Origin of the sequence: Streptomyces varsoviensis, assembly GCF_000718635.1 — a bacterium.
GTDB classification, from domain to species: domain Bacteria; phylum Actinomycetota; class Actinomycetes; order Streptomycetales; family Streptomycetaceae; genus Streptomyces; species Streptomyces varsoviensis.
The window spans coordinates 103017-128178 of sequence record NZ_JOBF01000018.1 but is presented as its reverse complement, the minus strand read 5'-3'; the positions used below and the strand labels follow the sequence as shown (position 1 = coordinate 128178).

General features: G+C 73.0%; 21 protein-coding genes and 1 pseudogene. 10 read left to right on the top strand and 12 right to left on the bottom strand.

Annotation, left to right across the window (positions count from 1 at the left end; all coding sequences use genetic code 11):
- Positions 1 to 363: 363 nt before the first annotated feature.
- Positions 364 to 1014, bottom strand: a complete 651-nt coding sequence (locus IF55_RS24970; RefSeq protein WP_030892983.1) for a DNA-3-methyladenine glycosylase — start codon at positions 1012 to 1014, stop codon at positions 364 to 366.
- A gap of 181 nt (positions 1015 to 1195) precedes the next feature.
- Here IF55_RS24970 and IF55_RS24965 point away from each other — a divergent pair, with 181 nt between their 5' ends.
- A complete protein-coding gene (locus IF55_RS24965; protein ID WP_030892980.1) occupies positions 1196 to 1978 on the top strand; it encodes a sporulation protein in 783 nt (260 codons plus the stop codon).
- Positions 1979 to 2082: 104 nt separating this feature from the next.
- On the opposite strand, the gene IF55_RS24960 is transcribed toward IF55_RS24965, so the two are convergent.
- The gene (locus tag IF55_RS24960) at positions 2083 to 2514 is read right to left on the bottom strand and encodes a barstar family protein (protein ID WP_030892978.1); all 432 of its coding nucleotides are present in this window, start codon (positions 2512 to 2514) and stop codon (positions 2083 to 2085) included.
- Positions 2511 to 2987 (bottom strand): guanyl-specific ribonuclease, encoded by a 477-nt coding sequence (locus tag IF55_RS40765; protein ID WP_030892976.1) that lies wholly within the window; start codon positions 2985 to 2987, stop codon positions 2511 to 2513. The genes IF55_RS24960 and IF55_RS40765 overlap by 4 nt, the downstream gene beginning before the upstream one ends.
- An 86-nt stretch (positions 2988 to 3073) precedes the next feature.
- On the opposite strand from IF55_RS40765, the gene IF55_RS24950 reads away from it, so the two are divergent.
- Both IF55_RS24950 and IF55_RS24945 read left to right on the top strand, forming a co-directional pair.
- Complete coding sequence (locus tag IF55_RS24950; RefSeq protein ID WP_030892973.1) at positions 3074 to 3613, top strand: YbhB/YbcL family Raf kinase inhibitor-like protein; 540 nt, start codon at positions 3074 to 3076, stop codon at positions 3611 to 3613.
- A gap of 439 nt (positions 3614 to 4052) precedes the next feature.
- Positions 4053 to 4556 carry an HNH endonuclease gene (locus tag IF55_RS24945; RefSeq protein WP_030892971.1) on the top strand — a complete coding sequence of 168 codons (504 nt, stop codon included), beginning with the start codon at positions 4053 to 4055 and terminating at the stop codon, positions 4554 to 4556.
- A 111-nt stretch (positions 4557 to 4667) separates the two neighbouring features.
- On the opposite strand, the gene IF55_RS24940 is transcribed toward IF55_RS24945, so the two are convergent.
- The 3 genes from IF55_RS24940 to IF55_RS24930 form a co-directional block, all read right to left on the bottom strand.
- Positions 4668 to 5621, bottom strand: coding sequence for an SPFH domain-containing protein (locus tag IF55_RS24940; protein WP_030892970.1), 954 nt, complete (start codon positions 5619 to 5621; stop codon positions 4668 to 4670).
- 85 nt (positions 5622 to 5706) lie between these two features.
- Positions 5707 to 6129 carry an NfeD family protein gene (locus tag IF55_RS24935; protein ID WP_037967523.1) on the bottom strand — a complete coding sequence of 141 codons (423 nt, stop codon included), beginning with the start codon at positions 6127 to 6129 and terminating at the stop codon, positions 5707 to 5709.
- Between the two features lie 85 nt (positions 6130 to 6214).
- Positions 6215 to 7006: an ABC transporter ATP-binding protein gene (locus IF55_RS24930; protein WP_030892964.1), complete on the bottom strand. Its 792-nt coding sequence runs from the start codon at positions 7004 to 7006 to the stop codon at positions 6215 to 6217.
- A 110-nt stretch (positions 7007 to 7116) separates the two neighbouring features.
- On the opposite strand from IF55_RS24930, the gene IF55_RS24925 reads away from it, so the two are divergent.
- Entirely contained in the window at positions 7117 to 7935 is an 819-nt protein-coding gene (locus IF55_RS24925; protein WP_030892961.1) for a hypothetical protein, read from the top strand.
- A 446-nt stretch (positions 7936 to 8381) separates the two neighbouring features.
- Here IF55_RS24925 and IF55_RS24920 read toward each other — a convergent pair whose 3' ends face one another.
- The 4 genes from IF55_RS24920 to IF55_RS24905 form a co-directional block, all read right to left on the bottom strand.
- Positions 8382 to 8636, bottom strand: coding sequence for a chaplin (locus IF55_RS24920; RefSeq protein ID WP_030892959.1), 255 nt, complete (start codon positions 8634 to 8636; stop codon positions 8382 to 8384).
- A 195-nt stretch (positions 8637 to 8831) separates the two neighbouring features.
- Positions 8832 to 9077 carry a chaplin gene (locus tag IF55_RS24915; RefSeq protein ID WP_030892956.1) on the bottom strand — a complete coding sequence of 82 codons (246 nt, stop codon included), beginning with the start codon at positions 9075 to 9077 and terminating at the stop codon, positions 8832 to 8834.
- Between the two features lie 190 nt (positions 9078 to 9267).
- The gene (locus IF55_RS24910) at positions 9268 to 9948 is read right to left on the bottom strand and encodes a response regulator (RefSeq protein ID WP_048832412.1); all 681 of its coding nucleotides are present in this window, start codon (positions 9946 to 9948) and stop codon (positions 9268 to 9270) included.
- Positions 9941 to 11098, bottom strand: coding sequence for a GAF domain-containing sensor histidine kinase (locus IF55_RS24905; protein ID WP_030892951.1), 1158 nt, complete (start codon positions 11096 to 11098; stop codon positions 9941 to 9943). Before IF55_RS24905 ends, IF55_RS24910 begins: the two co-directional genes overlap by 8 nt.
- Before the next feature lie 246 nt (positions 11099 to 11344).
- Between IF55_RS24905 and IF55_RS24900 the strand changes: the two are divergent.
- From IF55_RS24900 to IF55_RS24885, 4 genes and pseudogenes are all read left to right on the top strand, one after another.
- Positions 11345 to 12094 (top strand): annotated as a pseudogene (locus IF55_RS24900) (SDR family oxidoreductase); the annotation flags it as partial.
- Between the two features lie 389 nt (positions 12095 to 12483).
- Positions 12484 to 13614, top strand: a complete 1131-nt coding sequence (locus IF55_RS24895; protein WP_245661394.1) for an S-adenosylmethionine:tRNA ribosyltransferase-isomerase — start codon at positions 12484 to 12486, stop codon at positions 13612 to 13614.
- Positions 13615 to 13646: 32 nt separating this feature from the next.
- The gene (locus IF55_RS24890) at positions 13647 to 14348 is read left to right on the top strand and encodes a nitroreductase family protein (protein ID WP_030892945.1); all 702 of its coding nucleotides are present in this window, start codon (positions 13647 to 13649) and stop codon (positions 14346 to 14348) included.
- Positions 14349 to 14664: 316 nt separating this feature from the next.
- Positions 14665 to 15408, top strand: a complete 744-nt coding sequence (locus IF55_RS24885; protein ID WP_030892943.1) for a transglycosylase SLT domain-containing protein — start codon at positions 14665 to 14667, stop codon at positions 15406 to 15408.
- A gap of 366 nt (positions 15409 to 15774) precedes the next feature.
- Here IF55_RS24885 and IF55_RS24880 read toward each other — a convergent pair whose 3' ends face one another.
- Complete coding sequence (locus IF55_RS24880) at positions 15775 to 18486, bottom strand: ABC transporter ATP-binding protein/permease (RefSeq protein WP_425428526.1); 2712 nt, start codon at positions 18484 to 18486, stop codon at positions 15775 to 15777.
- A 301-nt stretch (positions 18487 to 18787) separates the two neighbouring features.
- Between IF55_RS24880 and IF55_RS24875 the strand changes: the two genes are divergently transcribed.
- A complete protein-coding gene (locus tag IF55_RS24875) occupies positions 18788 to 20506 on the top strand; it encodes a streptophobe family protein (protein ID WP_211270034.1) in 1719 nt (572 codons plus the stop codon).
- 2363 nt (positions 20507 to 22869) lie between these two features.
- Positions 22870 to 24126, top strand: a complete 1257-nt coding sequence (gene serB, locus IF55_RS24870; RefSeq protein WP_030889189.1) for a phosphoserine phosphatase SerB — start codon at positions 22870 to 22872, stop codon at positions 24124 to 24126.
- A 137-nt stretch (positions 24127 to 24263) separates the two neighbouring features.
- Here the strand turns inward: serB and IF55_RS24865 are convergent, their stop codons facing one another.
- Positions 24264 to 24815 (bottom strand): SixA phosphatase family protein, encoded by a 552-nt coding sequence (locus IF55_RS24865; protein ID WP_048832411.1) that lies wholly within the window; start codon positions 24813 to 24815, stop codon positions 24264 to 24266.
- Positions 24816 to 25162 lie beyond the last annotated feature (347 nt).

Genomic DNA, 25162 nt, shown 5'->3' with positions numbered 1-25162 from the left:
CTGTTGAGTTCTCAAGGAACGGACGCTTCCTTTGTGGCCGTTTCACCGGCCGCTCCGGGCGCTTCCCTTCGGTCTTGCGTTTCCGACTCTATCAGATCCGTTTTCCGTTCCGTTTCCGGCTCGGATTTCATTTCCGATCCCCGTCGGGGGGGTTTGTTCCGCGCCTTTCGGCGTGGTCACTACTTTAGCGGATTCCCCCGGCGACTCATAATCGAGCCGATCGAAGCGCTTTTCGGCACAGCCGAATAGAGCCCCGGTTTGGGGAGGTCCTCGTAGTAGTGGTTGTGCCGCCCTGCGGTCCGCGCGCACAGCGCTGTCCGTCTCAAGCGGCTCGGGCCACGTTAGGCGGCCTCGGGCCCGGAGTCAAGCGGCGGTCGCGCGGCGGCGGCGCGGGGTGTGCGCGCGGTACGGGCTGACCGTCGGGTCTCCGTCGATCCAGTAGCGCCAGGGGTGGACGCCGCCCTCGCCGCTGACGCCCGTACGGGGGCCGTTGCGGATCAGTGCCGGGTGGGCCGGAGTGCCCGTCAGAACGGCCAGCGGACCGTCGGGACCTGCGCAGATGTCGGTGCCGTTGAGGCTTCGGTCGATGTTGAGGGCGGTGGCGAGGCGGGCGGGGCCCTGGGTCAGCTCGCTGTCCTTGCGCGCCTTGGGGCGGCGCGTATAGGCCAGTTCCGCTCCGGTCATCACCTCGCCGGCGCGGAGCAGGACTCCGCTCGCGGTGTGCTCGGGGCCGCACACCAGGTTGAGGCTGAACCACATGCCGTAGATGAAGTAGACGTACGCGTGTCCGGGCGGGCCGAACATCGAGGCGTTGCGCGCGGTGCGGCCGCGATAGGCGTGCGATCCGGGGTCGGCCTCGCCCGCGTATGCCTCGACCTCTGTAAGGCGGAGTTCGATCGGGCCGTCCGGTGTCGTGCGGACGAGCGTGCGGCCGAGCAGGTCCGGCGCGACCTCCAGCACGGGGCGGTCGAAGAAGTCTCGGGTGAGCGGGGCTCGCTCGGGTGCGTCAATCATGCGGATCAAGGCTACTGGAACGGGCGAAATTGCCGACTGGCCGAGCGGGGCGGGGCTCGGCCAGGGTGTGGGCGCGCGGAACCGCCAGGGGCCGTTTCGCGTTCGTACGGTCCAACGGGGACGACGGGACGAGACGACACTGCGCGGGCCACGGGCGTGGCCGGCCGGGGAGGAACGACACATGGGCTTCAAGAAGCTGCTGGCGAGCTTGGGGGCCGGCGGGGCCTCGGTCGAGACGGTGCTGTTCGAGGAGAACGTGGTGCCCGGCGGGGTCGTCCAGGGAGAGGTCCGAATCCAGGGCGGCACGGTCGCGCAGCGAATCGAGGGGCTGTCCGTCGGGCTCCAGGCGCGGGTAGAGGTGGAGAGCGGGGACAGCGAGTACAAGCGGGACGTCGAGTTCAGCCGGGTCCGGCTGGGCGGGGCGTTCGAGGTGCGGGCGGAGGCCGTGCACTCGGTGCCGTTCGGGCTGGAGATTCCGTGGGAGACGCCCGTCACGATGTTCCTGGGGCGGCATCTGACGGGGATGGACGTCGGGGTCGCGACCGAGTTGCAGATCGCCCGTGCGGTGGATTCGAGCGATCTCGATCCGGTGAATGTGCATCCGCTCCCGGCTCAGCAGGCGATCCTCGACGGGTTCGGCGCTCTCGGCTTCGCCTTCCGGAGCGCGGATCTGGAGCAGGGGCACATCCGGGGGACGCGGCAGACGCTGCCGTTCTACCAGGAGATCGAGTTCCACGCGCCGCCGCAGTACCGGGGGATCAACCAGGTCGAGCTGACGTTCCTCGCGGACGACCGGGCGATGGACGTGGTGCTGGAGATGGACAAGAAGCCGGGGCTCTTCACGGAGGGCAGCGACTCCTACCGCTCGTTCACCGTCGAGCACGCGACGTTCCAGGAGACCGACTGGGCCGAGTACCTCAACCGGTGGCTGGCCGAGGTCGGCGGGCGGCGCAACTGGTTCTGACGCCGTCGGCGCACAGCCGTCTGGCGCACCCACCGGCGTTCGCACCAAGGGGGCTCGCCGCTCGTACGGATACGGGCGGCGCGCCCCCTTGGTGCTGTGGGGCCTCAGGAGTCCGCGGCCAGCAGCACGGCCATCGGTGTCGTGCCGCCGGCCCAGTGGTGGACCGAGTCGGCGAAGATGTCCGCGGCGATGCCGGCGGCCTCGGGCGCAGCGGTGCGGAAGGCGCCCCAGCCCTCGACGAGCAGGAGGTAGCCGCGGGTCTCGCCCCACCAGGAGAGGTCGGTGAGGCAGTCGGCGAGCGCGTCCCAGTTGTGGCCGAACCAGTCGGGGAGCTCCAGGTCGGTGGCGCAGCGGGCGAGGAAGGATGCCTTGTCCGTGGCGCCGTGGAGGTTCAGTACGGCGGGTCGCCAGCCGGCTTCGGCGGCGTGCCGGGCGGTGCGGGGGACGGAGACCGGCGGGTGCCAGTGGTAGACGCCGGGTGCGACGGTGCCGTCGAGCAGGCCGGGGATGCCGGCGGCGGGCAGCAGTCCGGTCATGGCCGCACCACCGCCGCGAAGGTCTTGTAGTGGTCGGCGGTGTAGTAGCGCTCTTGGTGGTCACCCGTGATGATGCGCTGGGCGCCGCGGGTGCGGGCGCCCGGGGTGGGGACGGTGTACTCGTGGTAGTAGCCGCGCTGCTGCTTCGGCAGCCGCTTCTCGTAGTTGCCGAAGACGGTGCCGTCCTTCGGGTACGGGAACGGGCCGCCCTTGTCGATGAGTTGGAGGGTCTTGCGGGCCTCCTCGGGCAGCCGGTCCGTACGGACGGTCTTCATGCCCTTGGCCCAGTCCGGGGCCCCGCCGCCGGTGGAGCCCGGGTGGTGAGCCGAGGACGAGGGCGCGGAGGAAGAGGCTGAGGAGGCCGCGGAATCCTTCTGCTTGTCCGACGAACAGGCGGGCAGCAGAAGCAGGAGCAGTGCGGCCAGTGCGGCGGTCAGTGCGCGTACGTGGTGGTGAAAGAGGCGTTGGAGCACCTCCGTATGGTGCCAGCAGCGCTTCGGGGACCGTCGCTAGGCTGGCGGCTCCAGCGATTCGTACAGCGCGTATAGGAGGTCTTGACGTGTCAGAGCAGCAGCGACGGCCGTTGCCCCACGCTTTCCATCCGCCGGTGGCGTCGTTCACGGTGGTGAGCGACGACGTGACGCCGGGCGCGGTGCTCCCGGACGGCCAGGTCTTCGACCGGGGGAACACCTCGCCGCATCTGCGCTGGGAGGGGTTCCCGGCGGGTACGAAGAGCTTCGCCGTGACGTGTTTCGACCCGGACGCGCCGACCGGCAGCGGTTTCTGGCACTGGTCGGTCTTCGACATCCCGGCGTCCGTGACCGAGCTGCCGGCGGGGGCCGGGTCGGGCGACATGAAGGGGCTGCCCGCGGGCGCGGTGCACGTGCGCAACGACTTCGGGACGCGGGACTTCGGCGGGGCCGCGCCGCCGCCCGGGGACGGGCCGCACCGCTATGTGTTCACGGTGTACGCCGTGGACCAGGAGAAGCTCGGTCCGGACGCGGACGCGTCGCCGGCCGTGGTGGGTTTCAATCTGCGGTTCCACACGGTGGGCCGGGCCGAACTGATCGGCGAGTACGAGGTTCCGGCGGCCGGCTGAGATCGGTACGGGCGGCGGCGGGCGGTGTTTCGTCCGTTCGCCGCGCGGTCGGAAAATGCGTTGCGCCCCGCCGTCCGGGATCGCAGAGTGGTACGTGACCGACGGCTGAAGATGTCCGGCTGAAGATGTCTCGCGTCTCCACCTGTCGTCGGGCAGCGGGTACCGCAGCGGCGGGGGCGGTGGGCGGGTCTTCGGGCGCGTCGGCCGTCTGCCGGAATGCGGCTCCGTGCCGGATGTCCGCGCCTGCTGCCAAACGCTCCGGGTCCCTGGTTTCACGGGGGAAGGGTCCCGGAGCGTTTTCCTGTCCGCCCGCCCTTCGCCCGTTCACTTTTCGTATGCCTTCTGGTCTGCGGATATTGCGTTGTCCGCGTGGTCTGTCGCCCGGCACAGTGGTGCCGTTCCCGCCACTGGGGCGGGGGTTGGCCGGGAGGTGGACGGTATGCGCGAGACGCTGGTGCTCAATGCGAGCTTCGAGCCGCTGGCGACGGTGTCGCTGCGGCGCGCGGTGGTGCTCGTGCTGCAGGACAAGGCGGTCGTGGAGCAGGCCCATCCCGGGCTGCGGGTGCGTGCGGCGGCGGTGGAGCTGCCCGTGCCGCGGGTGATCAGGCTCAGTCGGTACGTACGGGTGCCGTTTCGAAGACGGGCGCCGTGGTCGCGGCGGGGGGTGCTGGTGCGGGACCGGCACCGGTGCGCGTACTGCGGGCGGCGGGCGACGACCGTGGACCACGTGCTGCCGCGCTCCCGGGGCGGCGGTGACACCTGGCTCAATACGGTCGCCGCGTGCGCGGAGGACAATCACCGCAAGGCGGACCGGACTCCGGAGCAGGCGGGGATGCGGCTGCTGAGCCGGCCGTTCGAGCCGACGCCGTCGGACGCGCTGGTGCTGGCGCTGGGCGTACAGGAGCGGTCCGCGCTGCCGGAGTGGCTGCCGGCGCCCGCGTAAGGGTGCTCCTGCACAGGCGCTCGTACGGAAGCACTCGTAGAAAACGCGACGTCCGGTCGCCGCCGCCGTGGGGCGGGGCGACCGGACGGCTGCCGGGGCGCGGGCGTGTGGTCAGTCGAGCGGGGGCTGTTCGCGGCGCGGCTTGGTGAGGCCGGCGGGCGCGTCGCCGCCGCCACCGGAATTGCCGCCGAGGAGACCCATGTTGCCGACGGCGCCGCTGAGTCCCTTGAGGGCGTCGCCGATCTCGCTGGGGACGATCCAGAGCTTGTTGGCGTCGCCTTCGGCGATCTTCGGGAGCATCTGGAGGTACTGGTAGGAGAGCAGCTTCTGGTCCGGGTCGCCGGCGTGGATGGACTCGAAGACCGTACGGATCGCCTGGGCCTCGCCTTCCGCGCGCAGGGCGGCGGCCTTGGCCTCACCTTCGGCGCGCAGGATCGCGGACTGCTTCTCGCCCTCGGCGGTGAGGATCGCGGACTGCCGGGTGCCCTCGGCCTGGAGGATCGCGGCGCGCTTGTCCCGGTCGGCGCGCATCTGCTTCTCCATCGAGTCCTGGATGGAGGTCGGCGGCTCGATGGCCTTCAGCTCGACGCGGTTGACGCGGATGCCCCACTTGCCCGTGGCCTCGTCGAGGACGCCGCGCAGGGCCGCGTTGATCTCCTCGCGGGAGGTGAGGGTCCGCTCCAGGTCCATGCCGCCGATGATGTTGCGGAGGGTGGTGACGGTGAGCTGCTCGATGGCCTGGATGAAGCTGGAGACCTCGTAGGTCGCGGCGCGGGCGTCGGTCACCTGGTAGTAGATGACGGTGTCGATGTTGACGACCAGGTTGTCCTGGGTGATCACCGGCTGCGGGGGGAACGGCACGACCTGTTCGCGGAGGTCGATGCGGTTGCGGATCGAGTCGATGAACGGGACGACGATGTTCAGCCCGGCGTTGAGGGTGCGGGTGTACCGGCCGAAGCGCTCCACGATGGCGGCGCTCGCCTGTGGGATGACCTGCACCGTCTTCATCAGCGCAATGAAGACGAGCACCACCAGAATGATCAGGACGATGATGATCGGTTCCAACGTGCTCCCCGCGCCTTCGGTTGCAGATCCGGTTGTCTGAAGATCGATTCTGTCAGAACTCCCCCCTGCCGTGCAGGGGTTGAGGTCACATGACGATGGCGGTGGCGCCGTCGATCTCGACGACGTCCACCTGTGCTCCCACCTCGTAGCTCTGGCCGGCGTCGAGGGAGCGCGCCGACCAGATCTCGCCGGCGAGCTTGATGCGGCCGCTGCCGCTGTCAACCCGTTCGAGGACGACGGCCTGGCGGCCCTTGAGCGCCTCGACGCCGCTCGCCAACTCCGGCCGCTGCGCGCGGTGTCGGGCGGCGATCGGCCGTACGACGGCGATCAGGGCGACCGAGACGACGGCGAACACCACGAACTGCATCACGGTGCCGCCGCCGAGGGCCGAGGTCACCGCGGCGGCGACGGCGCCGACCGCGAGCATCCCGAATTCCGGCATCGCGGTCACGACCAGGGGAATCCCCAGCCCCGCCGCGGCTACGAGCCACCACACCCATGAGTCCACGCGTTCATCGTAGGGGCGTGGGCCCGGTCGGGACAGACCGGCTGTGGGCGGCGGGGGTGACGGAGGCGGGGCGGGTGACGCCGAATCAGGTCAGCGGCAGGCCCTGGGCGGCCCAGCGGTCCCCGTTACGGGTGACGACCAGGGGGAGGCCGAAGCAGTGGGAGAGGTTGCGGGAGGTGAGTTCGAGTTCGACGGGGCCGGCGGCGAGCACCTTGCCCTGACGGATCATCAGAACATGGGTGAAGCCGGGCGCGATCTCCTCGACGTGGTGCGTCACCATGATCATGGAGGGGGCGAGCGGGTCGCGGGCGAGCCGGCCGAGGCGGCGTACGAGGTCCTCGCGGCCGCCGAGGTCGAGGCCGGCGGCGGGCTCGTCGAGGAGCAGCAGCTCCGGGTCGGTCATCATCGCGCGGGCGATCAGGGTGCGCTTGCGCTCGCCCTCGGAGAGGGTGCCGAACTTCCGCTCGGTGTACTCGGTCATGCCGAGCACGTCGAGGAAGGCGCGGGCGCGCTGCTCGTCGATGTCCTCGTAGTGCTCCTGCCAGCCGGCGGTCATGCCGTAGGCGGCGGTGAGCACGGTCTGCAGAACGGTCTGGCTGCGCGGCAGCTTGTCGGCGAGGGCGATGCCCGCCATGCCGATGCGCGGGCGCAGCTCGAAGACGTCGACCTTGCCGAGCCGCTCGCCGAGGATCGTCGTGGTACCGCTCGTCGGGAAGAGGTAGCTGGAGGCGACATTGAGGAGGGTGGTCTTGCCGGCACCGTTGGGGCCGAGGATCACCCAGCGCTCCCCCTCCTTGACCGACCAGGAGACCTGGTCCACCAGAGCCCGGCCCTCGCGGACCACTGATACGTCCACCAGCTCCAGCACATCGCTCATGAGCGCGTTGTCTCCCATTGCAGTCTCGATCGTCGCGGGCGCCGGTAGGCGCTGTCCCCGTATAAAACCTACGCCACCGGGTGTCAGTGCCAGTCCTTAGGCTGGGGCCCATGCTCGATGAACCTCGCTCAGGACGGCTCGCCGCGTGGGGAAACGCCCTCATTGCCGGACTTGTCTCACCCGATGACGCCGCGGATCACATCACGGGGGACGATGCGGCGCACCGTGTCGCCGGGCTGCCCGGCGAGTCCGGGCCGGTCGGCCTCACCCTCGCGCTCGGGCGGCTGCGCGCGCTCGGGGCGCGGGGGCTGCGCGTCGCGCTGCCGGTCCCCGGCCATCCGCTGGGGCTCAGCGGGCCCCCCGAGTTCAACGCGCGGGCGCTGGAGGCCGAGGAGGCGGTGCTGGTCACGGGGGCGGCGCTCGGGCTCGTACCGCGGGTGCGGGAGGCGGGCCCAGCGGCGGACGTGCCGGCCGCGGACCGGCATGTGGAGGTGGTGTGGGACTGCCTGCCCGTCCGCGAGGCGCCGCCCGCCGACGTGCCGTCGCTCGGCGAGGCGGAGCGGGAGCTGGCCGAGGCGCTGCGGGAGGCGACCGAGGTGCTGTCCCGGCTGGACGTGGCCGGGTCCGGCCCGGTCGCCCAGGCGGCCCTGGAGGCGTACCGCGCGCGGGCGGAGCGCGGCCGCGAGGTGCTGGCCCCGGGCTATCCGGCCCGCGCGGCCCGGGTGCTGGAGCTGGCGCAGCGGGTCGGCGCGCTGATCGCCATCGCGCACGGGGCCGGCGGCGACGGCCGTGAGCACGGCGGGGCGGTGAGCGCGTCGGAGATAGGCGCGCGCGCCGAGGCGCTGCGACCGGTGGAGCGTACGGCCCGCAGGGCTCAGGTCGCCGCGTACAACGCGCTCGTGGAGGAACGGGAGCGGGACCGGAGCTGAGGAATGCCCTCGGGCAGTGAGCGCGCGTCTCGGTCGCGGCGAGTCCGGCGGGCCCGCGAGCGGTCTGGGGGGCGCCGCGCCCGCGGGCGGGAGCGGCCGTCTCGGATGTGGCGAGCCTCGTGGACCGGCGAGCGCACTGGGCGCCGCAGCGTCCTGCGGACGGGAGCGGCCCTCTCGGATGTGGCGAGCCTCGTGGGCCGGCGAGCGCACTGGGGCGCCGCAACCTCCTGCGGGCGGGAGCGGCCCTCTCTCGGAGATGGCGAGTCCCGCGGGCCGGCGAAGCGGGAGCGGGCCGGCGAGGCGGGAAGGCCCCTACGGGCCCGCGAGTGGTCTGCGGCGGGAAAGCGGGGAAGCGAAGAGGGGACGGAGGGCCGCGGGAGCGGGCCTTGGCGCGGGAAGGCCCCGCGGGCCGGGGTGGTCCGCGGGGCCTATCGGTGCGCCGTGGGTCAGCGGTTGACGCAGGTGTTGCCGAAAGTCGGGTTGAGCAGCCCGATGATGTTGATCGAGTTGCCGCAGAGGTTCACCGGGACGTGCACCGGCACCTGGAGCAGGTTGCCGGAGAGCACGCCAGGGGAACCGACGGCGGCGCCGTGAGCCTTGGCGCCGCTCCCGTAGTCGTTGGCGAACGCGGCACCGGCGGTGGCGCCCGCGGCCATGCCCGCGGTGGCGAGGACCAGGGCCGCCTTCTTGGCAGTGTTCATGAAGAGAGTTCCTCCTGCTGGATGTTCGACGACCCCAGCCGCGGGATCGCACGCTGGCAAACGCGCTCGCCGGGCGGATGACACGGGTCGCGTGCGGGTTGCCCACGATCGGATCAACGTTCGGCCCTGCGAACGGGTCCGGCCCCCGGACGAGGTCCGGGGGCCGGTGGGTGCGGCTGGGCCGCGGTGGTTCGGCTAGCGGTTCAGGCAGGTGTTGCCGAAGACCGGGTTGAGCAGGCCGACCACACTGACCGAGTTGCCGCAGGCGTTCACGGGCACGTGCACCGGCACCTGGACGGCGTTGCCGGACACGACTCCCGGCGAGTTCTTGACGGCACCGCCGGCGGTCGCACCGCCGTGGGCGGAGGCCACGCCGGCACCGGCGACGGCCAGGCCGCCGGCGGCGATCGTGATGGCGGCGAGCTTCTTCATGTTCTTCACTTCTCAGATCCTCCTCGCGTGGCCGCGGCCAATCGCCGCGGCACGCCATGGAGAACTGCGCTGGGCCATTCGGGTTGCGCAGCCGGACCGACATTCACACGACCGTATGAAGTTGTCCCGGTGCCCCGACAGCGGGTTCGAACCCTGCGGGCAGGGTGCGGGCCGGGGGTGGGCCGCCCGCGCAGGACTCTTACGCGCCGATGCCGTGCCGTACCGCCCACAGCGCGGCCTGGGTGCGGTCCGCGAGGTCGAGCTTCATGAGGATGTTGGAAACGTGCGTCTTGACGGTCTTCTCGGAGAGGACGAGGGCGCGGGCGATCTCGCGGTTGGACCGGCCGTCGGCGATCAGCCCCAGCACCTCGCGCTCGCGCTCGGTCAGCGTCGTGCCGCGCCCGTGCCCGCCGGCCGGCTCGTCCTGGGACAGCAGCGCCCCGGCGACCTCGGGCTGGAGCAGTACGTGTCCGGCGTGTACGGACCTGATGGCGCCGGCCAGCGCGTCCGGATCGACGTCCTTGTAGACGTAGCCCGCGGCGCCCGCGCGCAGGGCGGGGACCACGGTGCGCTGCTCGGTGAAGCTGGTGACGATCAGGACCCGGGCCGGGTTGTCGAGGCCGCGGAGCTTGCGGAGCGCCTCGATGCCGTCGGTGCCGGGCATCTTCACGTCCATGAGCACGACGTCGGGCCGCAGCTCCTCGGTGCGGGCGACGCCCTCGTCGCCGTCGGCGGCCTCGCCGACCACCTCTATGTCGTCCTGGACCTCCAGGAAGGTGCGCAGTCCGCGCCGTACGACCTGGTGGTCGTCGACGAGCAGCACCCGGATCGTCCGCCCGCCGCCCGTGGCCGTCCTGGGACCGTCGGTGTGCTCAGCCACCGGGCACCTCCATCTCGATCGCGGTGCCCTCGCCGGGCCCCGACTTCACCCTCATCCTGCCGCCTGCCCCGCTCGCCCGGTCCCGCATCGACACCAGGCCGAGATGGCGGCCGGCCCGCCGGACCGCGAGCGGGTCGAAGCCGCGGCCGTCGTCGCAGACGCGCAGCAGCGCGCCCTGGCCGCGGCGGGCGAGCGTGACGGTCACCCGCTCGGCGCCGGAGTGCCGCAGGGCGTTGTGCAGGGCTTCCTGCGCGACCCGCAGCAGCGCCTCCTCCTGGGCGGCGGGCAGCGCCCGTACGCCCTGGGAGTCGAAGGTCACGCTGGCGGTGTGGGCCCGGTCGAGGACCTGGACCTGGGTGCGCAGGGTCGCGATCAGGCCGTCCTCGTCGAGGGCCGCGGGGCGCAGCTCCACGACGGCGGCGCGCAGCTCGTCGGCGGCCTCGGCGGCCAGCGCGGCGACCTGCTGCAGCTCGCCCTTGGCGCGGGCCGGGTCGCGGTCGACGAGGGCGGTGGCGGCCTGGGCGGTCAGGCGGAGCGAGAAGAGTTTCTGGGCGACGGCGTCGTGCAGCTCGTGGGCGAGACGGGCCCGCTCCCCCGCGATGGTCAGCTCGCGGCTGCGCTCGTAGAGGCGGGCGTTGGTCAGCGCGATGGCGGCGTGCTGGGCGAGGGTGCGCAGCAGTTCCTCGTCCTGCGCGGTGAAGCCGCAGCCGCCGGCCGGCTTGGGGCACCGCTTGTTGGCGAGGAAGAGCGCGCCGAGGACCTCGTCGCCGTCGGCCACCGGCATGCCGATGAAGTCGGACATGTCGGGGTGCGCGGCGGGCCAGCCGCCGAAGCGGGGGTCCTTGCGGACGTCGGCGAGGCGCTGCGGGGTGGCCTCGTGGAGCATCGCGGCGAGGATGCCGTGCTGGCGGGGCAGCGGGCCGATGGCCTTCCACTCCTCGTCGCTCACGCCGTCGACGACGAACTGGGCGAAGCCGCCGTGGTCGTCCGGGACGCCGAGCGCAGCGTACTCGGCGTCGAGCAGTTCGCGGGCGGAGGCCACGATCGTCTTGAGGACGTCGCGGACCTCCAGGTGTCTGCTCATGGCCAGCAGGGCGGTGCTCACCGCGGCCAGGCCCGTGGGCGGCCCCTGGCCGTTTCCGTTGCTCATGGGGGTCACCGTACCGGCGGCCCCTGACAGGCGTATCGGGCCTGGGAAGGCCCGACGCCTACCCCACATGGCCTAGGCCGAAGTGCCTTCCCGCGCTGCGTCCGGCAGCCGAGGCGAGCGGGGACGGCGCGTTCCTACGGTGGCTCCGGAACGTACGGCGAAGCAGGCGACGTACGGCGAAGAAGACGACGTACGGAGCAGAGACGTACGGAGAAGGCGGAGAAGCCGAGAAGGGGGATGGGCTCCATGCCGGTGGCGATCATCACGGGGGCGTCGAAGGGGCTGGGCCGCGCGCTGGCGGCGGCGCTGGCCGGGCGCGGCTGGGATCTGGTGCTGGACGCGAGGTCGGCGGGGCCGTTGCGGGAGGCGGCCGCGGCGCTGGAGACAGAAGAAAGGGGAGGGAAAAGGGGAGGGAGCGGAGAAAGGGGAGCGGGAAGGGGGACGGCCGGCGGGCGGGTGGTGGCGCTGCCCGGGGACGTCACCGACGCGCGGCACCGGGCCGATCTGGTGGCCGCCGCGCGCGGCCTCGGCGGCCTCGACCTCCTGGTGAACAACGCGAGCGCCCTGGGCGCCGAGCCGCTGGTCCCGCTGGAGTCGCAGCCGCTGGACGGGCTGCGGGCCGCCCTGGAGACCAATGTCGTGGCCCCGCTCGGGCTGGTGCAGCAGGCGCTGCCGCTGCTGCGGGCCGCGCCGGGCGGTGCGGTCGTCGACGTCAGCTCGGACGCGGCCGTCGAGGCGTACGGGACGTGGGGCGGCTACGGGGCGTCGAAGGCGGCCCTGGAGCAATTGTCGGCCGTACTGGCGGTGGAGGAGGAAGGGCTGCGCGTCTGGTGGGTCGACCCCGGTGACATGCGCACCGACCTGTACGCGGCGGCCGAGCCCGGCGAGGACCTGGCGGGCCGGGCGCTGCCGGAGGACGTGGCACCGGCCTTTCTGCGGCTTCTGGACGAGCGTCCGCCGAGCGGGCGCTACACGGCTTCGGAACTGCTCGCCGCGGCTTCGGGACCGTACGGAGCGGCTTCAGGGCCCCTGAACACGGCTTCGGGGCCGTTGAGCGCGGCTTCGGGGCCGTTGAGCGCGGCTTCGGGGCCGTTGAGCGCGGCTTCGCCGGCGTACGGGACCGGGGGCGCCGGGAACGGGCAGGCCGGAGACGGGCAGGCCGGAGACGGGGGCGTACACGCCGGGGCCGGAGGGAGGCCGGCCGAGGCTGAGGCCGAGGGCGCGACGCGAGCCGAAACAGCGGGGTACGGACCTGAGCACGGCGGCGGGCACGGCGCGTACCGGCCTGAGCACGGCGGCGGACACGGCGCGTACCGGCCTGAGCACAGCGGTGAACCGGGCGGAAGCAGCGCCACCGGGCGCGGCGGCGAGCGCGGGGTGCGGCGATGAGGGCGGGCGAGGCGCTGCGCGGCATGAATCCGCGGGACGTGCTGCGCGTGCCGGAGGAGCTGTCGGCGCGGGTGCCGGTCGAGGCGCGCGGGGGCGGGCTGGACCGGGACGGCGTACGGCTGCTGGTGAGCGGCCGGGACGGGGTGTCGCACCACGCCTTCCGTGACCTGCCCGAGCTGCTGCGGGCCGGGGACGTGCTGGTGGTGAACACCTCGCGGACGCTGCCCGCCGCCGTGGACGGCCGGCTCGGCGCGGAGCCCGTGGTGGTGCACTTCTCGACCCGCGCGGACGACGGCCGCTGGTCGGTGGAGGTGCGCCGGCCGGACGGCCGCGGCACGACGTGGCGGCGTACGGGCGATCTGACGTGGGCGGTGGTGGCGCTGCCGGGCGGGCTGCGGCTCGTACTGGAGGGGCCGGTGGATCCGGCGGGCGACCGGCTGTGGTGGGCGCGGCCCGCCGCGGGCGCCGCCGTCGAGGCGGATGTGGCGGCGGTGCTGCACCGACACGGCCGGCCGATCCGGTACGGCTATACGGAGCGGGATCAGCCGCTCTCCGCGTATCAGAGCGTCTTCGCGGTGCCCGACGCCGAGGGGCACGGCTCCGCGGAGATGCCGAGCGCGGCCCGGCCGTTCACCGAGCGCCTGGTGGCGCGGCTGGTGAGCCGTGGCGTGCAGATCGCTCCGGTGTCGCTGCATACGGGCGTGGCGTCGGGCGAGACGCACGAGCCGCCGTACCCGGAGCGGTTCGCGGTGCCGCCGTCGACGGCGTGGCTGGTGAACGCGGCGCGGGCGGGCGGCGGCCGGATCGTGGCGGTGGGCACGACGGCCGTACGGGCGCTGGAGACGGCCGCCGACCCGGCGCGGGGCGGCGGCGGGCGGACGGCGGAGCCGGGTGGCGGCGCGGTGCGGGCGGCGGCGGGGTGGACGGATCTCGTCGTGACGCCGGAACGCGGAGTGCGGGTGGTGGACGGGCTGTTGACCGGGCTGCATGAACCGGAGGCGTCGCATCTGCTGATGCTGGCGGCGCTGGCGGGTGAGGAATTGCTTTGCAGTAGCTATACGGAAGCTATCGAACAGGGCTATCTATGGCATGAGTTCGGGGATGTCCACCTGATACTGCCCCATTGATGATCAGCCTTTCGGGGATCAGACTCTGGGTCATGCCTACACCGACGAGGAATTGGACCCCGACGCACGGCGACCCCTATCGGACGGTGCCCTACCGGCCGGCCCGGATGCCCGCCGCCGAGTCCCTGGCCCGCGCCGCCGAGCTGCGGGCGCGGATGGACGAGCGGCGGACCGTACGGCAGTTCTCCACCGACGCGGTGCCGGAGCAGGTGGTGAAGGACGCCATCGCCTGCGCGGCCACCGCGCCGTCCGGCGCGCACCAGCAGCCCTGGACCTTCGTCCTGGTCAAGGACGCCGAGGTGCGGCGCCGCATCCGGCGGGCGGCGGAGGAGGAAGAGCACCGCTCCTACGCGGGGCGGCTCGGCGAGGAGTGGCTGGCGGCGCTCCGGCCACTGGGCACGGACGAGGTGAAACCGCACCTCACGGACGCTCCGGCGCTGATCGTGGTGTTCCAGCAGCGGTACTGGCTGGGGCCGGACGGCGCCAAGCGCAAGCACTATTACGTGGACGAGTCGGTCGGCATCGCGGTCGGGATGCTGCTCTCCGCGCTGCACCTGTCGGGGCTGGCGGCGCTGGTGCACACGCCGAGCCCGATGCGCTTCCTCGGCGAGGTGCTGGGCCGCCCGGTCAACGAGAAGGCGTTCGCGGTGATCCCGGTCGGCTACCCGGCGGCCGACTGCGAGGTGCCGGACCTGGTCCGCAAGTCGTTGGACCAGGTGATGGTGGAGCTCTGAGGCACACCCTCCGCAGTGACGCGCGCACACCGGGTGAGACGAGGGGCCGCCCGGTGTGAGCCCGCGCATAGGGCGCAGATCACTTACGAGCCGGAGTAGTGGATGCATAACGGGGTCGCGAACGGGTATGCGCCGCGTTCGCGCCGACCCGAACACCCCCTTCTTCCACGAAGTCGGGTAGTACGTCACACCTTTGCCACCGCTTTTTGCGGCCGCTAACAATTGCCGAGTCGCAGGGCGCCGTCGATCGAGAAACGGCGTTCCCCGCGCCGATCCGGCCACTGCGACTCAAGCGATTGGAAGAGGTCACCCCCGCATGCCCGTCCCCACCATTCCTGGCTACAGCCGTCTCTCCAAGGTCCACAAGTTCTCCGTCGCCGGCATCGCTGCCGCCGGTGTCGCCGCCGTGACCTTCGCGGCTGTGCCCGGTTCGGCCGAGGCCAACGGCGACACGCAGTCGATCGCGGTCAAGCCCGTCGCCCAGGACTCCACCACGTTCGGCACCAAGGCCCAGCAGGAGGCCCTGACCAAGCAGTCCGGTTCCTTCGCCGCCCAGGCGAAGACCGAGGCCCACACGAAGGCCGCCGAGGCCAAGCAGAAGGCCGAGGCCGACGCCAAGAAGACCGCCGGCGCCGCCAAGGCGAAGGCGGACAAGGAGCGCTCCGGCAAGGCGCCGGCGAACCGCTCGGAGAAGCGCGCCGCCGCTCCCGCCCCCAAGGCCCCCGCGCCGCGGCACTACGGCGACAACCTCGAAGGCTGGATCCGCCAGTCGCTGGACATCCTGCACTCGCAGGGCATACCCGGCAGCTACGAGGGCATCAAGCGCAACATCATGCGCGAGTCGACCGGTAACCCGCAGGCCATCAACAACTGGGACTCGAACGCCGTCGCCGGCATCCCGTCCAAGGGTCTGCTCCAGGTCATCGACCCGACGTTCAAGCAGTACCACGTCGCCGGCACGTCCTGGGACATCTACGACCCGGTCGCCAACATCACCGCCGCCTGCAAGTACGCGGCGGACCGGTACGGCTCGATGGACAACGTGAACTCGGCCTACTGAGCCGGTTCCGGCATCAGGCCGCGGCCATGAACGCCGAAGGGCGGCCGCACCCCACGACGGGGTGCGGCCGCCCTTTTGCGTGTGTGTGCGGGTGTACGGGCGTGTGCGGGCGGGGGCGGGCGTGTGGGCTCGTACGGGCGGTGTGGGCTCGTACGGGCGGGTGCGGGGGCGCGGACCCGTACGGGCCGGGTGCGGGCTCGTACGGCGCTCGTACGCCCGTAGGCGGTCTGTAGGCGGTGCGTACGGGCGCGGGCGCGCTTTGATGGCCGTACGGGCGTAGGGGCGTACGGGCGCCGGCCCGGCTGGGCCGGTCGGTACGGGCAGCCGCCCGGCCCCGTCGGTACGGGCGCCGGCCCGGCCCCGTCGCTAGCGCATGACCTCCGGCTCGTGGCGGCGCAGCAGCCGGGCGACCGCGAGGCCGCAGATGACGCCGAGGGCAAGGAGGACGGCGACGTCGAGGCCCCAGACGGCCGCGGAGTGCTCCCACAGCGGGTCGAGGTTGGTCGGGTCGTCCTTGTCCATCGGGGACATGATGTGCGCCAGGTCGAGGGTCGCGCCCGCGGCGCCGACGGCCCAGCGGGACGGCATCAGCCAGGCGATCTGCTCGACGCCGGGCGAGTCGTAGATCTTGAACATGATGCCGGTGAAGACGACCTGGACGATCGCGAACATCACCAGCAGCGGCATGGTCTTCTCGGCGGTCTTGACCAGGGAGGAGATGACGAGGCCGATCATCATCGAGGTGAAGCCGAGGGCGATGATCACCAGGCACAGCTCGACGGCGGGGAGGCTGGCGAGGACGACGCCCTCCTTCGGCAGCTCGCGGATCGAGAAGCCGATCGCGCAGAGGATGCCGCCCTGGACGGCGGTGATCACACCGAGGACGATCACCTTGGACATCAGATAGGCGGAGCGGGACAGGCCGACGGCCCGTTCCCGTTCGTAGATCACCCGTTCCTTGATCAGTTCGCGGACGGAGTTGGCGGCGCCCGAGAAGCACATGCCGACCGCGAGGATCAGCAGGATGGTCCCCGCGTCCTGGTTGAAGTGGCCCTTCGTGGGCGCGCCGAGCCCGAAGTCGGAGGGGATCACGCAGCTCACCCCGCCGAGCACGGCGGGCAGGATCAGCATCAGCCCCATGAAGCCGCGGTCGGAGGCGATGACCGAGGTGTAGCGGCGCATCAGCGTCCAGAGCTGCGAGCCCCAGCTCTGCGGCTTCGGCACCCGGGCGGGCGGCTGCGCGTAGTGCGCGTACGCCTGCTGGGGGGCGGCGGCGTCCAGGTCGGCGGCGTACATCTGGTAGTGCTGCGAGCCGCGCCAGCGGCCGGACCAGTCGTAGTCGCGGTAGTTCTCGAAGGCGGAGAAGACATCGGCCCAGGTGCCGTAGCCGAAGAAGTTCAGCGCCTCGTCGGGCGGGCCGAAGTAGGCGACCGAGCCGCCCGGGGCCATCACCAGGAGCTTGTCACAGAGAGCGAGCTCGGCGACGGAGTGGGTGACGACCAGCACGGTGCGGCCGTCGTCGGCGAGGCCGCGCAGCAACTGCATGACGTCGCGGTCCATGCCCGGGTCGAGGCCGGAGGTCGGCTCGTCCAAGAAGATCAGCGACGGCTTGGTGAGCAGTTCCAGGGCGACCGAGACGCGCTTGCGCTGGCCGCCGGAGAGGGAGTGGACCTTTTTCTCCGCGTGGATGTCGAGCTTGAGCTCGCGCAGCACCTCGCCGATGCGGGCCTCGCGCTCGTTCTCGGCGGTGTCGCCGGGGAAGCGGAGCTTGGCCGCGTACCGCAGCGCTTTTCGGACGCTCAGCTCCTTGTGCAGGATGTCGTCCTGCGGGACCAGGCCGATGCGCTGACGCAGCTCGGCGAACTGCTTGTAGAGGTTCCGGTTGTCGTACAGGACCTCGCCCTGGTCGGCCGGGCGGTAGCCGGTGAGCGCGCGCAGCAGCGTCGACTTGCCGGAGCCGGAGGGGCCGATGACGGCGATCAGCGACTTCTCCGGGACTCCGAAGGAGACGTCCTTGAGGATGGTCTTGTTCTCGGCAACCGTGACGGTGAGGTGGCGGGCCGAGAAGGAGACCTCGCCGGTGTCGACGAATTCCTCCAGCCGGTCACCGACCAGGCGGAAAGTGGAGTGGCCGACTCCGACGATGTCGTTCGGCCCGATGATCTGGTGCCGGACCGGCTGTCCATTGACATAGGTGCCGTTGTGGCTGCCGAGGTCGACGATTTCGAAGCGGCCGTCCGGGGTGGCTTTGAATTCGGCGTGATAACGGGAGACCTGAAGGTCGGAAACGACCAGTTCATTCTCCAGCGCACGGCCGATGCGCATCACGCGGCCCAGCGCCAACTGGTGGAAGGTGGTGGGGCTGCGGTCGCCGTGGACCGGCGGGACCGGGCGCCCGCCGTCCGCGCCCGGCGGCGGCTGCCGCGGGGGGACGTACGCCTGGTGCGGCGGCTGTTGGTACGCCTGGGGCGACTGGTGCGACTGGTGCGACGGTTGCTGTGCCTGCGGCCAGCCGGCGGCTTGCGGTTGTACGGGCTGCTGGTGCGGCGGGATGGGCTGTTGCTGCGGCGGTACGGACTGCTGGTGCGGCGCGGGGCGCTGGGCCCAGCCGGGGCCCGGCTGTTGGGGCTGCGGTGCCGGGTCCCGTACGCCTTGGAACCCTTGTGCTCCCTGCGCTCCCTGCACTCCCTGCGCGACCTGCGGCGGCGCGGCATTCGCCGGCTGGGCTGCCTGGGCCGGCTGGGCCGACTGCGCCGCGTCCGGAGCCGCGGCGGGGGTGCCGGAGAGGATCAACCGCGGGCCGTCGGTGGCGTTGCCGAGGTGGACGGTCGAGCCGGGGCCGATCTCCATCCGCTGGACGCGTTGTCCCTGTACGTACGTGCCGTTGGTGCTGCCGTGGTCCTCGATGACCCAACTGCGGCCGTCCCAGCGGACGGTGGCGTGCCGCCATGAGACCCGGGCGTCCTCCAGCGCCATGTCCCCCTGCGGATCTCGCCCGAGGGTATATGACCTGGATGGATCGAGTGTCCAGGTCTGTCCGTTCAATTCCAGTACGAGTTCCCGCACTCCATGCCCCACTACTTGTCCCCCGAATTACCCCCCGCGACAGGGAGTCTAGGGATGGCGAACATCGGGAGGAACTATTTCAGGGACAGTCCGTCGTCTGAAAATCGGGATTGATCAGGGGGCCGGTAACAAGGGACTCGGTAAGGGAAGCGGGTAACGCGGCCGAGGCCGGTGGGCCGGTGGCCGGGCCGCCGGCGAGGGATGGTTACGGGGCCCGTTGACGCGACCGGAAGGCGCCCGGAGAGTGGTAACCGCCCCCGGATACGTACGTATCGCGTGTATCCGGGCAACTGGTGTGGATCGGGGGGCCGTGATGACCAGCAGCGGGGGCGTGGGCGGCGGCGTCGGCAGGCGCGGGGGCAGGAGTGACGCCGGCCGGGCCGGCCCCGGCCGCGGCAGCAGGCGGACGAGGCGCGGCGCGGACATTCTCCTGACCTCCATAGCGGCGGTGAGCTGGGCTTTCCTCGCGATGGGGGCGGTCGCGGCGCTCGGCCTGAAGCTGCTCGGGGCGGACGGCACGGGGCGGTTGGGGCCGATGACGGCGGCAGCCGTGGTGCTCGCCGTCGGCGGGTCCGTCACCCCCTCCGGCGACCTGAAGGCCTTCGGTCTGGAGGGCGCGCAGGCGCGTACCGCCATCGATATCGCGCCACTGGGCGTGAGCCTGGTGGGCGCGCTCGTCCTCGGCTGGATCTTCCTGCGGTCGCTGCGGGCCGCCGGCGCGACGATCCGGGGCAGGGAGCTGGCGGCGCGGGCGGCGACCGTGACCGCGCTCTTCCTGGTGCTGGTCGGCGTGCTCGCCTGGGCCGGTTCCGACACGATCACCATCGACGGTTCGGAACTGGGCCTCGACAAGATCGGCGGCGGGCGCACCGGCATCGAGATTCCGGGCCTCGGCGACCTCGGAGACCTCGGCGGCGGGCTGGCGAACGGGCTGGCCGACCTGGCGAACGCGAAGGCCGCCGTCGGCTTCAGCGTACGGACGGGGGCCTCGCTGCTCGGGGGCGCGCTGTGGGTCCTCGCGGTCCTGCTGATCGCGCTGCTCGCCTCCCGTTCCACGCCGCTGCCGCGCGGCTGGGACGTGCTGCACCGGACCGTACGGCCGGCGGCGTCGGCGCTGCGCGCGGCGCTGGTCCTCTCGGTCTGCGCGGGGCTCGCGGCGGCCGCGTACGCGGCGATCGGCGACGACCATCCGCGCCGGGTGCTCGGCTCGGCCGTGCTCGCGGCGCCGAACGGGGTGTGGCTCGGCCTGCCGCTCGGGCTCTTCGTGCCGTGGCACGGCAGTGCGAGCGGCGCGCTGGCCCGGCTGCTGCCGGACCCGCTCGACAAGTTGCTGGGCTCGGAGTCGGACGAGTCGGTGACGGTGGGGCGGCTGGCGGAGCTGGACGGGCGGGTGTGGCTGCTGGTCGTCGCGTGCGTGTTGACGATGCTGGCCACGGGGGTGCTCGCGGCGGCCCGTACGCCGTGGGACGGGCGGCGGCCGCTCGCCTTCGCGGGGCGGCTGGCGGCGTGGCTGGGCGCGGTGACGGCGCTCACGCTGCCGCTGCTGGTGTGGCTGACGCGGGTGAAGGCGGACGCGAGCCTGTCGGTGCTGGGCTTCGACGCGTTCGGGGCGGGGCTCGACCTGCACGGGCACGCCGTGGCGGCGCTGCTGCTGGGGGCGGCGTGGGGGGCCGCGGCGGGGGTCGTCGGCGGGTTGCTGGCGTGCGCGACGGGGGCCGCGGGGCGGCGGGCCTCCCCGTACGCGCGGGGGCGCGGCGGCGACGGTTTGGGCGGACCGGGCCTCGACCGCTCGCGCACCTACCCGGACCTGGCGTACGGGCCGGGCCCGTACAACCCCTCCCCCACCTACCGCCCCCACGACGAGACCAACCCCTACCTCCGCCCCGCCCCCGACGACCCCTACTCCACCCCCACCCGAACCGCCGCCCCCAAACCACCCCCACGCCACCACTCCCCACCAGCCCCACCTCCCCCACCGCCGTCACCCCCGCCATCGCCTCCGGCGCGGGACCGCCCGGAGGATTCTGGGTGACGGCGGGACTGAGGGGGTGGTTGGGCTGGGGCTGGGGGCTGGGGCCACCTCGGGCTGGGGCCCACCTCGGGCGGGGGACGAGGAGCGGGGGTCGCCGCGGACGGGGAGGACGAGGAGCGGGGCCGCCTCGGGGCGGGAAAGGCGAGGCCGGGGGCCCACCTCGGGCTGGGGGACGAGGAGCGGGTCGCGGCGGGCAGGGAGGTGCGAGGGCCGGTGGCCCACCCCGGGCGGGGAGAGGGGGGATCGGAGGCCCGCCTCGGGCCGCGAAAGGGGTACGGACCGGAGGCCCGCCTCGGACTGAGAGCGGGGGTGCGGACCGGGGCCCACCCCGGGCTGGAAGGAGCCAGGACCGGAGGCATAGCTCGGGCTGGGCGAGGGCCCGCGGGGTAGACCGCCCGCTGAGAGGCGGCGCCCGCCGGGCGGACAGCCGGACCCCGCGGTGGGTGGGCCCCGCCGGGTGGGTCGCCCGGCGCGACGCGGTCCCGGCCCGGCCGCTCCGCCGCGCGGCGGGTGAACACCCGGGCCCGTGGTGGGAAGGGGTGCTCACCAGGTGCGCCACCGCTCGCGAGACGGTCTCGACCGGGCCACTGCGCCACCGGGCGGGCTGGAACGAGCGCCCGCCATGCGGCCCACCCGGACTGCCACGCCGCCCGGCAGGCGAACAAGCCGGCCCCCGGGGCGGGAGAGGACGCCCACCGCAGGAACCACCGCTCACGCGAGAGGGTCTTACCGGCCCCTGCATCGCCCAGCGGGCAAGCGCCCGGGGGGCCGCCTGCGGCTGGGCAGGGAGCGTCCAGCGGGCCGCTCGTTGCCGAACGAGTGGGGGGCATGCCCGTACGCAGAGGTCTGCCGGGGGGCGCAGCGGCTGCGGTGGCGGCAGCGGGCGCCGGGGCGCGGGCCGTCGCGGCACCGGCGCCGGTGCGGCCGTAGAACAGGGCTTTCCGGGCGGTAGCCCGGAGCGGCAGGGGAGTGCGTCCACGTGCCGAGAAACGCCGCCCGCGCAGGGGCTGCCGCCCGGCAGGCAAGCGCCCGGAGCCCACCTCGCCCTGGGAGCGAGCGCCCACCGGGCCATTCAGCGGCGAGCGTGGTGGCACGCCCGTACGCAGGTGGCCGTCGGGCCCGCATCGCCTGCGCGGGCGCAGTGCGCATCAGCCGCGTCTCGCCGCTGCGGTACCGGCGGCGAGCGCCGGAGCAGCCGCCTACGGGCGCCCACTCGGGCCCCGGTGCTGGCGGCCGGGGCGGGCGTAGAACAGGGCTTTCCGGGCGGCAGCCCGGAGCGGCGGGCCTGCACGGCAGTGGTGCGACCACGTGCCGGAAAACGCCGCCCGCGCAGGGCCTGCCGCCCGGCGGGCAAGCGCCCGGGGGCCGCCTCGCGGCTGGGAGGGAGCGCCCCCGGGCCGTTCGTCGCCGAGCGAGTGGGGTGGCATGGCCGTACGCAGGGGTTCGCCGGGGCGCGTCGGTGCGGCGGGCCGGTGTGCAGCGGCCTCGGATCGCTGCCGCGGGGGCGACGGCGGGCACCGGGGCTCGGCCCGTACCGGTCGCGGCCGCTCCAGCGGAGGCCGACGGTCCCCCGCCGCACCGGCGCCGGTGCGGCCGTAGAACGGGCTTTCCGGGCGGTAGCCCGGAGCGGCGGGCCGGCACGGCGGGGTGGTGCGTCCACGTGCCGAGAAGCGTCGCCCGACGGGCGAGCGCCCGGGGCCCACCTCGCGCTGGGAGCGAGCGCCCACCGGGCCATTCAGCGGCGAGCGTGGTGGCACGCCCGTACGCAGGTGGCCGTCGGGCTCGCATTGCCTGGCCGGGCGCGGTGCGCACCAGCCGCATCTCGGCGTCGCAGTCCCAGCGGCGAGCGCCGGCGCAGCCGCGTACGGGCGCCCGCACGGGCCCCGGCACCGGCACCGGCACCGCCGTAGAACAGCTATGGCCGGGCGGCAGCCCGGAGCGGCAGGGGGTGCGTCCATGTGCCGAGAAACGCCGCCCGGCGGGCGAGCGGCCGGGGCCCACCTCGCGCTGGGAGGGAGCGCCCACAGGGCCATCCAGCGACGAGCGGGGTGGCACGCCCGTACGCAGGGGGCCGTCGGGCTCGCATTGCCTGGCCGGGCGCGGTGCGCACCAGCCGCATCTCGGCGTCGCAGTCCCAGCGGCGAGCGCCGGAGCAGCCGCGTACGGGCGCCCGCACGGGCCCCGGCACCGGCACCGGCACCGCCGTAGAACGGCTATGGCCGGGCGGTAGCCCGGAGCGGCGGGCCGGCGCGGCGGTGGTGGTGCGAGCACGTGCCGGGGAACGCCGCCCGCGCAGGGGCTGGGGTCCAGCACGCGGGACACATGTACGGTTTCGGGGCGTCGCCCGATACCGTATGAGCACCATGAGCGCATCGCAGACTCCGCCTGTCTCCGGCGTCCCCGCCGTCTCCGGTCTCGTCCGGGACGACGCCCCCACCCTTCTCGTCAAGATCTTCGGCAAGGACCGGCCCGGTATCACGGCCGGGCTTTTCGACACGCTCGCCGCCTGGTCGGTGGATGTCATAGACATCGAGCAGGTCGTCACCCGAGGCCGGATCGTGCTCTGCGCACTGATCACCGCCCCCGCCGGCAACGGCGGCGGCGCCACCGAGGGCGAACTGCGGGCGACCGTGCACAGTTGGGCCGAGTCGCTGCAACTGCAAGCGGAGATCATCTCGGGCCGGGGCGACAACCGGCCGCGCGGCACGGGCCGTTCGCATGTCACCGTGCTCGGGCATCCGCTGACCGCCGAGTCGACGGCGGCCATCGCCGCCCGTATCACCGGCACCGGCGGCAACATCGACCGTATCTTCCGGCTCGCCAAGTACCCCGTCACGGCCGTGGAGTTCGCGGTCTCCGGCGCCGACACGCCCGTACTGCGCACCGCGCTCGCCACCGAGGCGGCGCGGCTCGGCGTGGACGTGGCCGTCGTGGCGTCCGGACTCCAGCGGCGGGCCCAGCGGCTCGTGGTGATGGACGTGGATTCGACCCTCATCCAGGACGAGGTCATCGAGTTGTTCGCGGCGCACGCGGGCTGCGAGGCCGAGGTCGCCGAGGTGACCGCCCAGGCGATGCGCGGCGAACTGGACTTCGCGCAGTCGCTGCACGCGCGCGTCGCGCTGCTGGCCGGACTGGACGAGTCCGTGATCGACAAGGTGCGCTCGGAGGTCCGGCTGACGCCCGGGGCCCGTACGCTCATCCGCACCCTCAAGCGGCTCGGCTACCAGGTCGGGGTCGTCTCCGGCGGCTTCACGCAGGTCACCGACGACCTCCAGGAGCGGCTGGGGCTGGACTTCGCCTCCGCCAACACCCTTGAGGTGGTGGACGGGAAGCTGACCGGCCGCGTCACCGGGGAGATCGTGGACCGGGCGGGCAAGGCGCGGCTGCTGCGCCGGTTCGCCGCCGAGGCGAAGGTGCCGCTCGATCAGACCGTGGCGGTCGGTGACGGCGCGAACGATCTGGACATGCTCAACGCGGCCGGCCTCGGCGTCGCGTTCAACGCGAAGCCGGTGGTGCGGCAGGCCGCGCACACCGCCGTGAACGTGCCCTTCCTGGACACGGTCCTGTATCTGCTGGGCATCACCCGCGAAGAGGTCGAGGCGGCCGACACCCACGAATAGGCTCGGCCCCGCCTCTCCTCGTACGGACTGCGGGCCACGGATCACGGACCACGGATTACGGATCACGGATTACGGACCAGAGCCCCGGAGCCGTCACGGCTCCGGGGCTCGACGCGCTGACCAGCCGGCGCGGGCGGCTACTCGTGCGGGGCCCAGAATTGGACGAGGCGGCCGACGCCGTGCTCGACGCCCTTCCAGGAACCTTCGAAGGTGATCACGGCGATGGAGGCGGTCGGAAAGCCGGAACGGTTCATTCGCGGCAGCAGGTCGCCCTCCGCCTCGCCCGCGAGGGCGTCGGCCAGGGCGTGCATGCCGGGGTTGTGGCCGACGAGCAGCAGGTCGCGCACGTCGTCGGGGGTCTCGTTGAGTACGGCGATCAGTTCGCCGAGGCTGGCCTCGTACAGCCGGTCCTCGTAAACGGTCTTCGGGCGCTGCGGCAGCTCGTGGACCGCGAGCTTCCAGGTCTCGCGGGTACGGGCCGCGGTCGAGCACAGGGCCAGGTCGGGGACGATGCCCGCGTCGGCGAGGCGGCGTCCGGCGATCGGCGCGTCCTTGCGGCCGCGCTCCGCGAGCGGACGTTCGTGGTCGTCCACGTCGGGCCAGTCGGCCTTGGCGTGTCGGAGAATGACGATCCTGCGGGATTCCGTGGCTTGGGGGGTCGTACCCCGGGAAGATGCGGCGGCGCTCATACGTCCAGCTTCGCATGAAACCGTCCGTGCGGCGCGGGGTGTTGAAAGCCTCGTTCACCATGGCGGACCGGCCCGCCGGAGCCTGTACACGCCAGTGCGCGAGCCGACCGAACGGCCACCTCGGGGCATCCGGACGGCGGCCTCGGGGGCACCCGGCCGGCACCCGCGGGCCTGCGGCCGGGCCATTTCGGGGTGGCGGGCCGTACGGGCCCGGGCCGCGCGGACGCAGCCACCTCGGAGGCGCCATCCGTACGGCCTCGGGCCCGGCGGCCGGGCGCCGCGATCTCGGGATGGCGGACCGTATGGCCCCGGTCACCGCGGACGGCTCCTCTCCCCCGCGGGCCGTA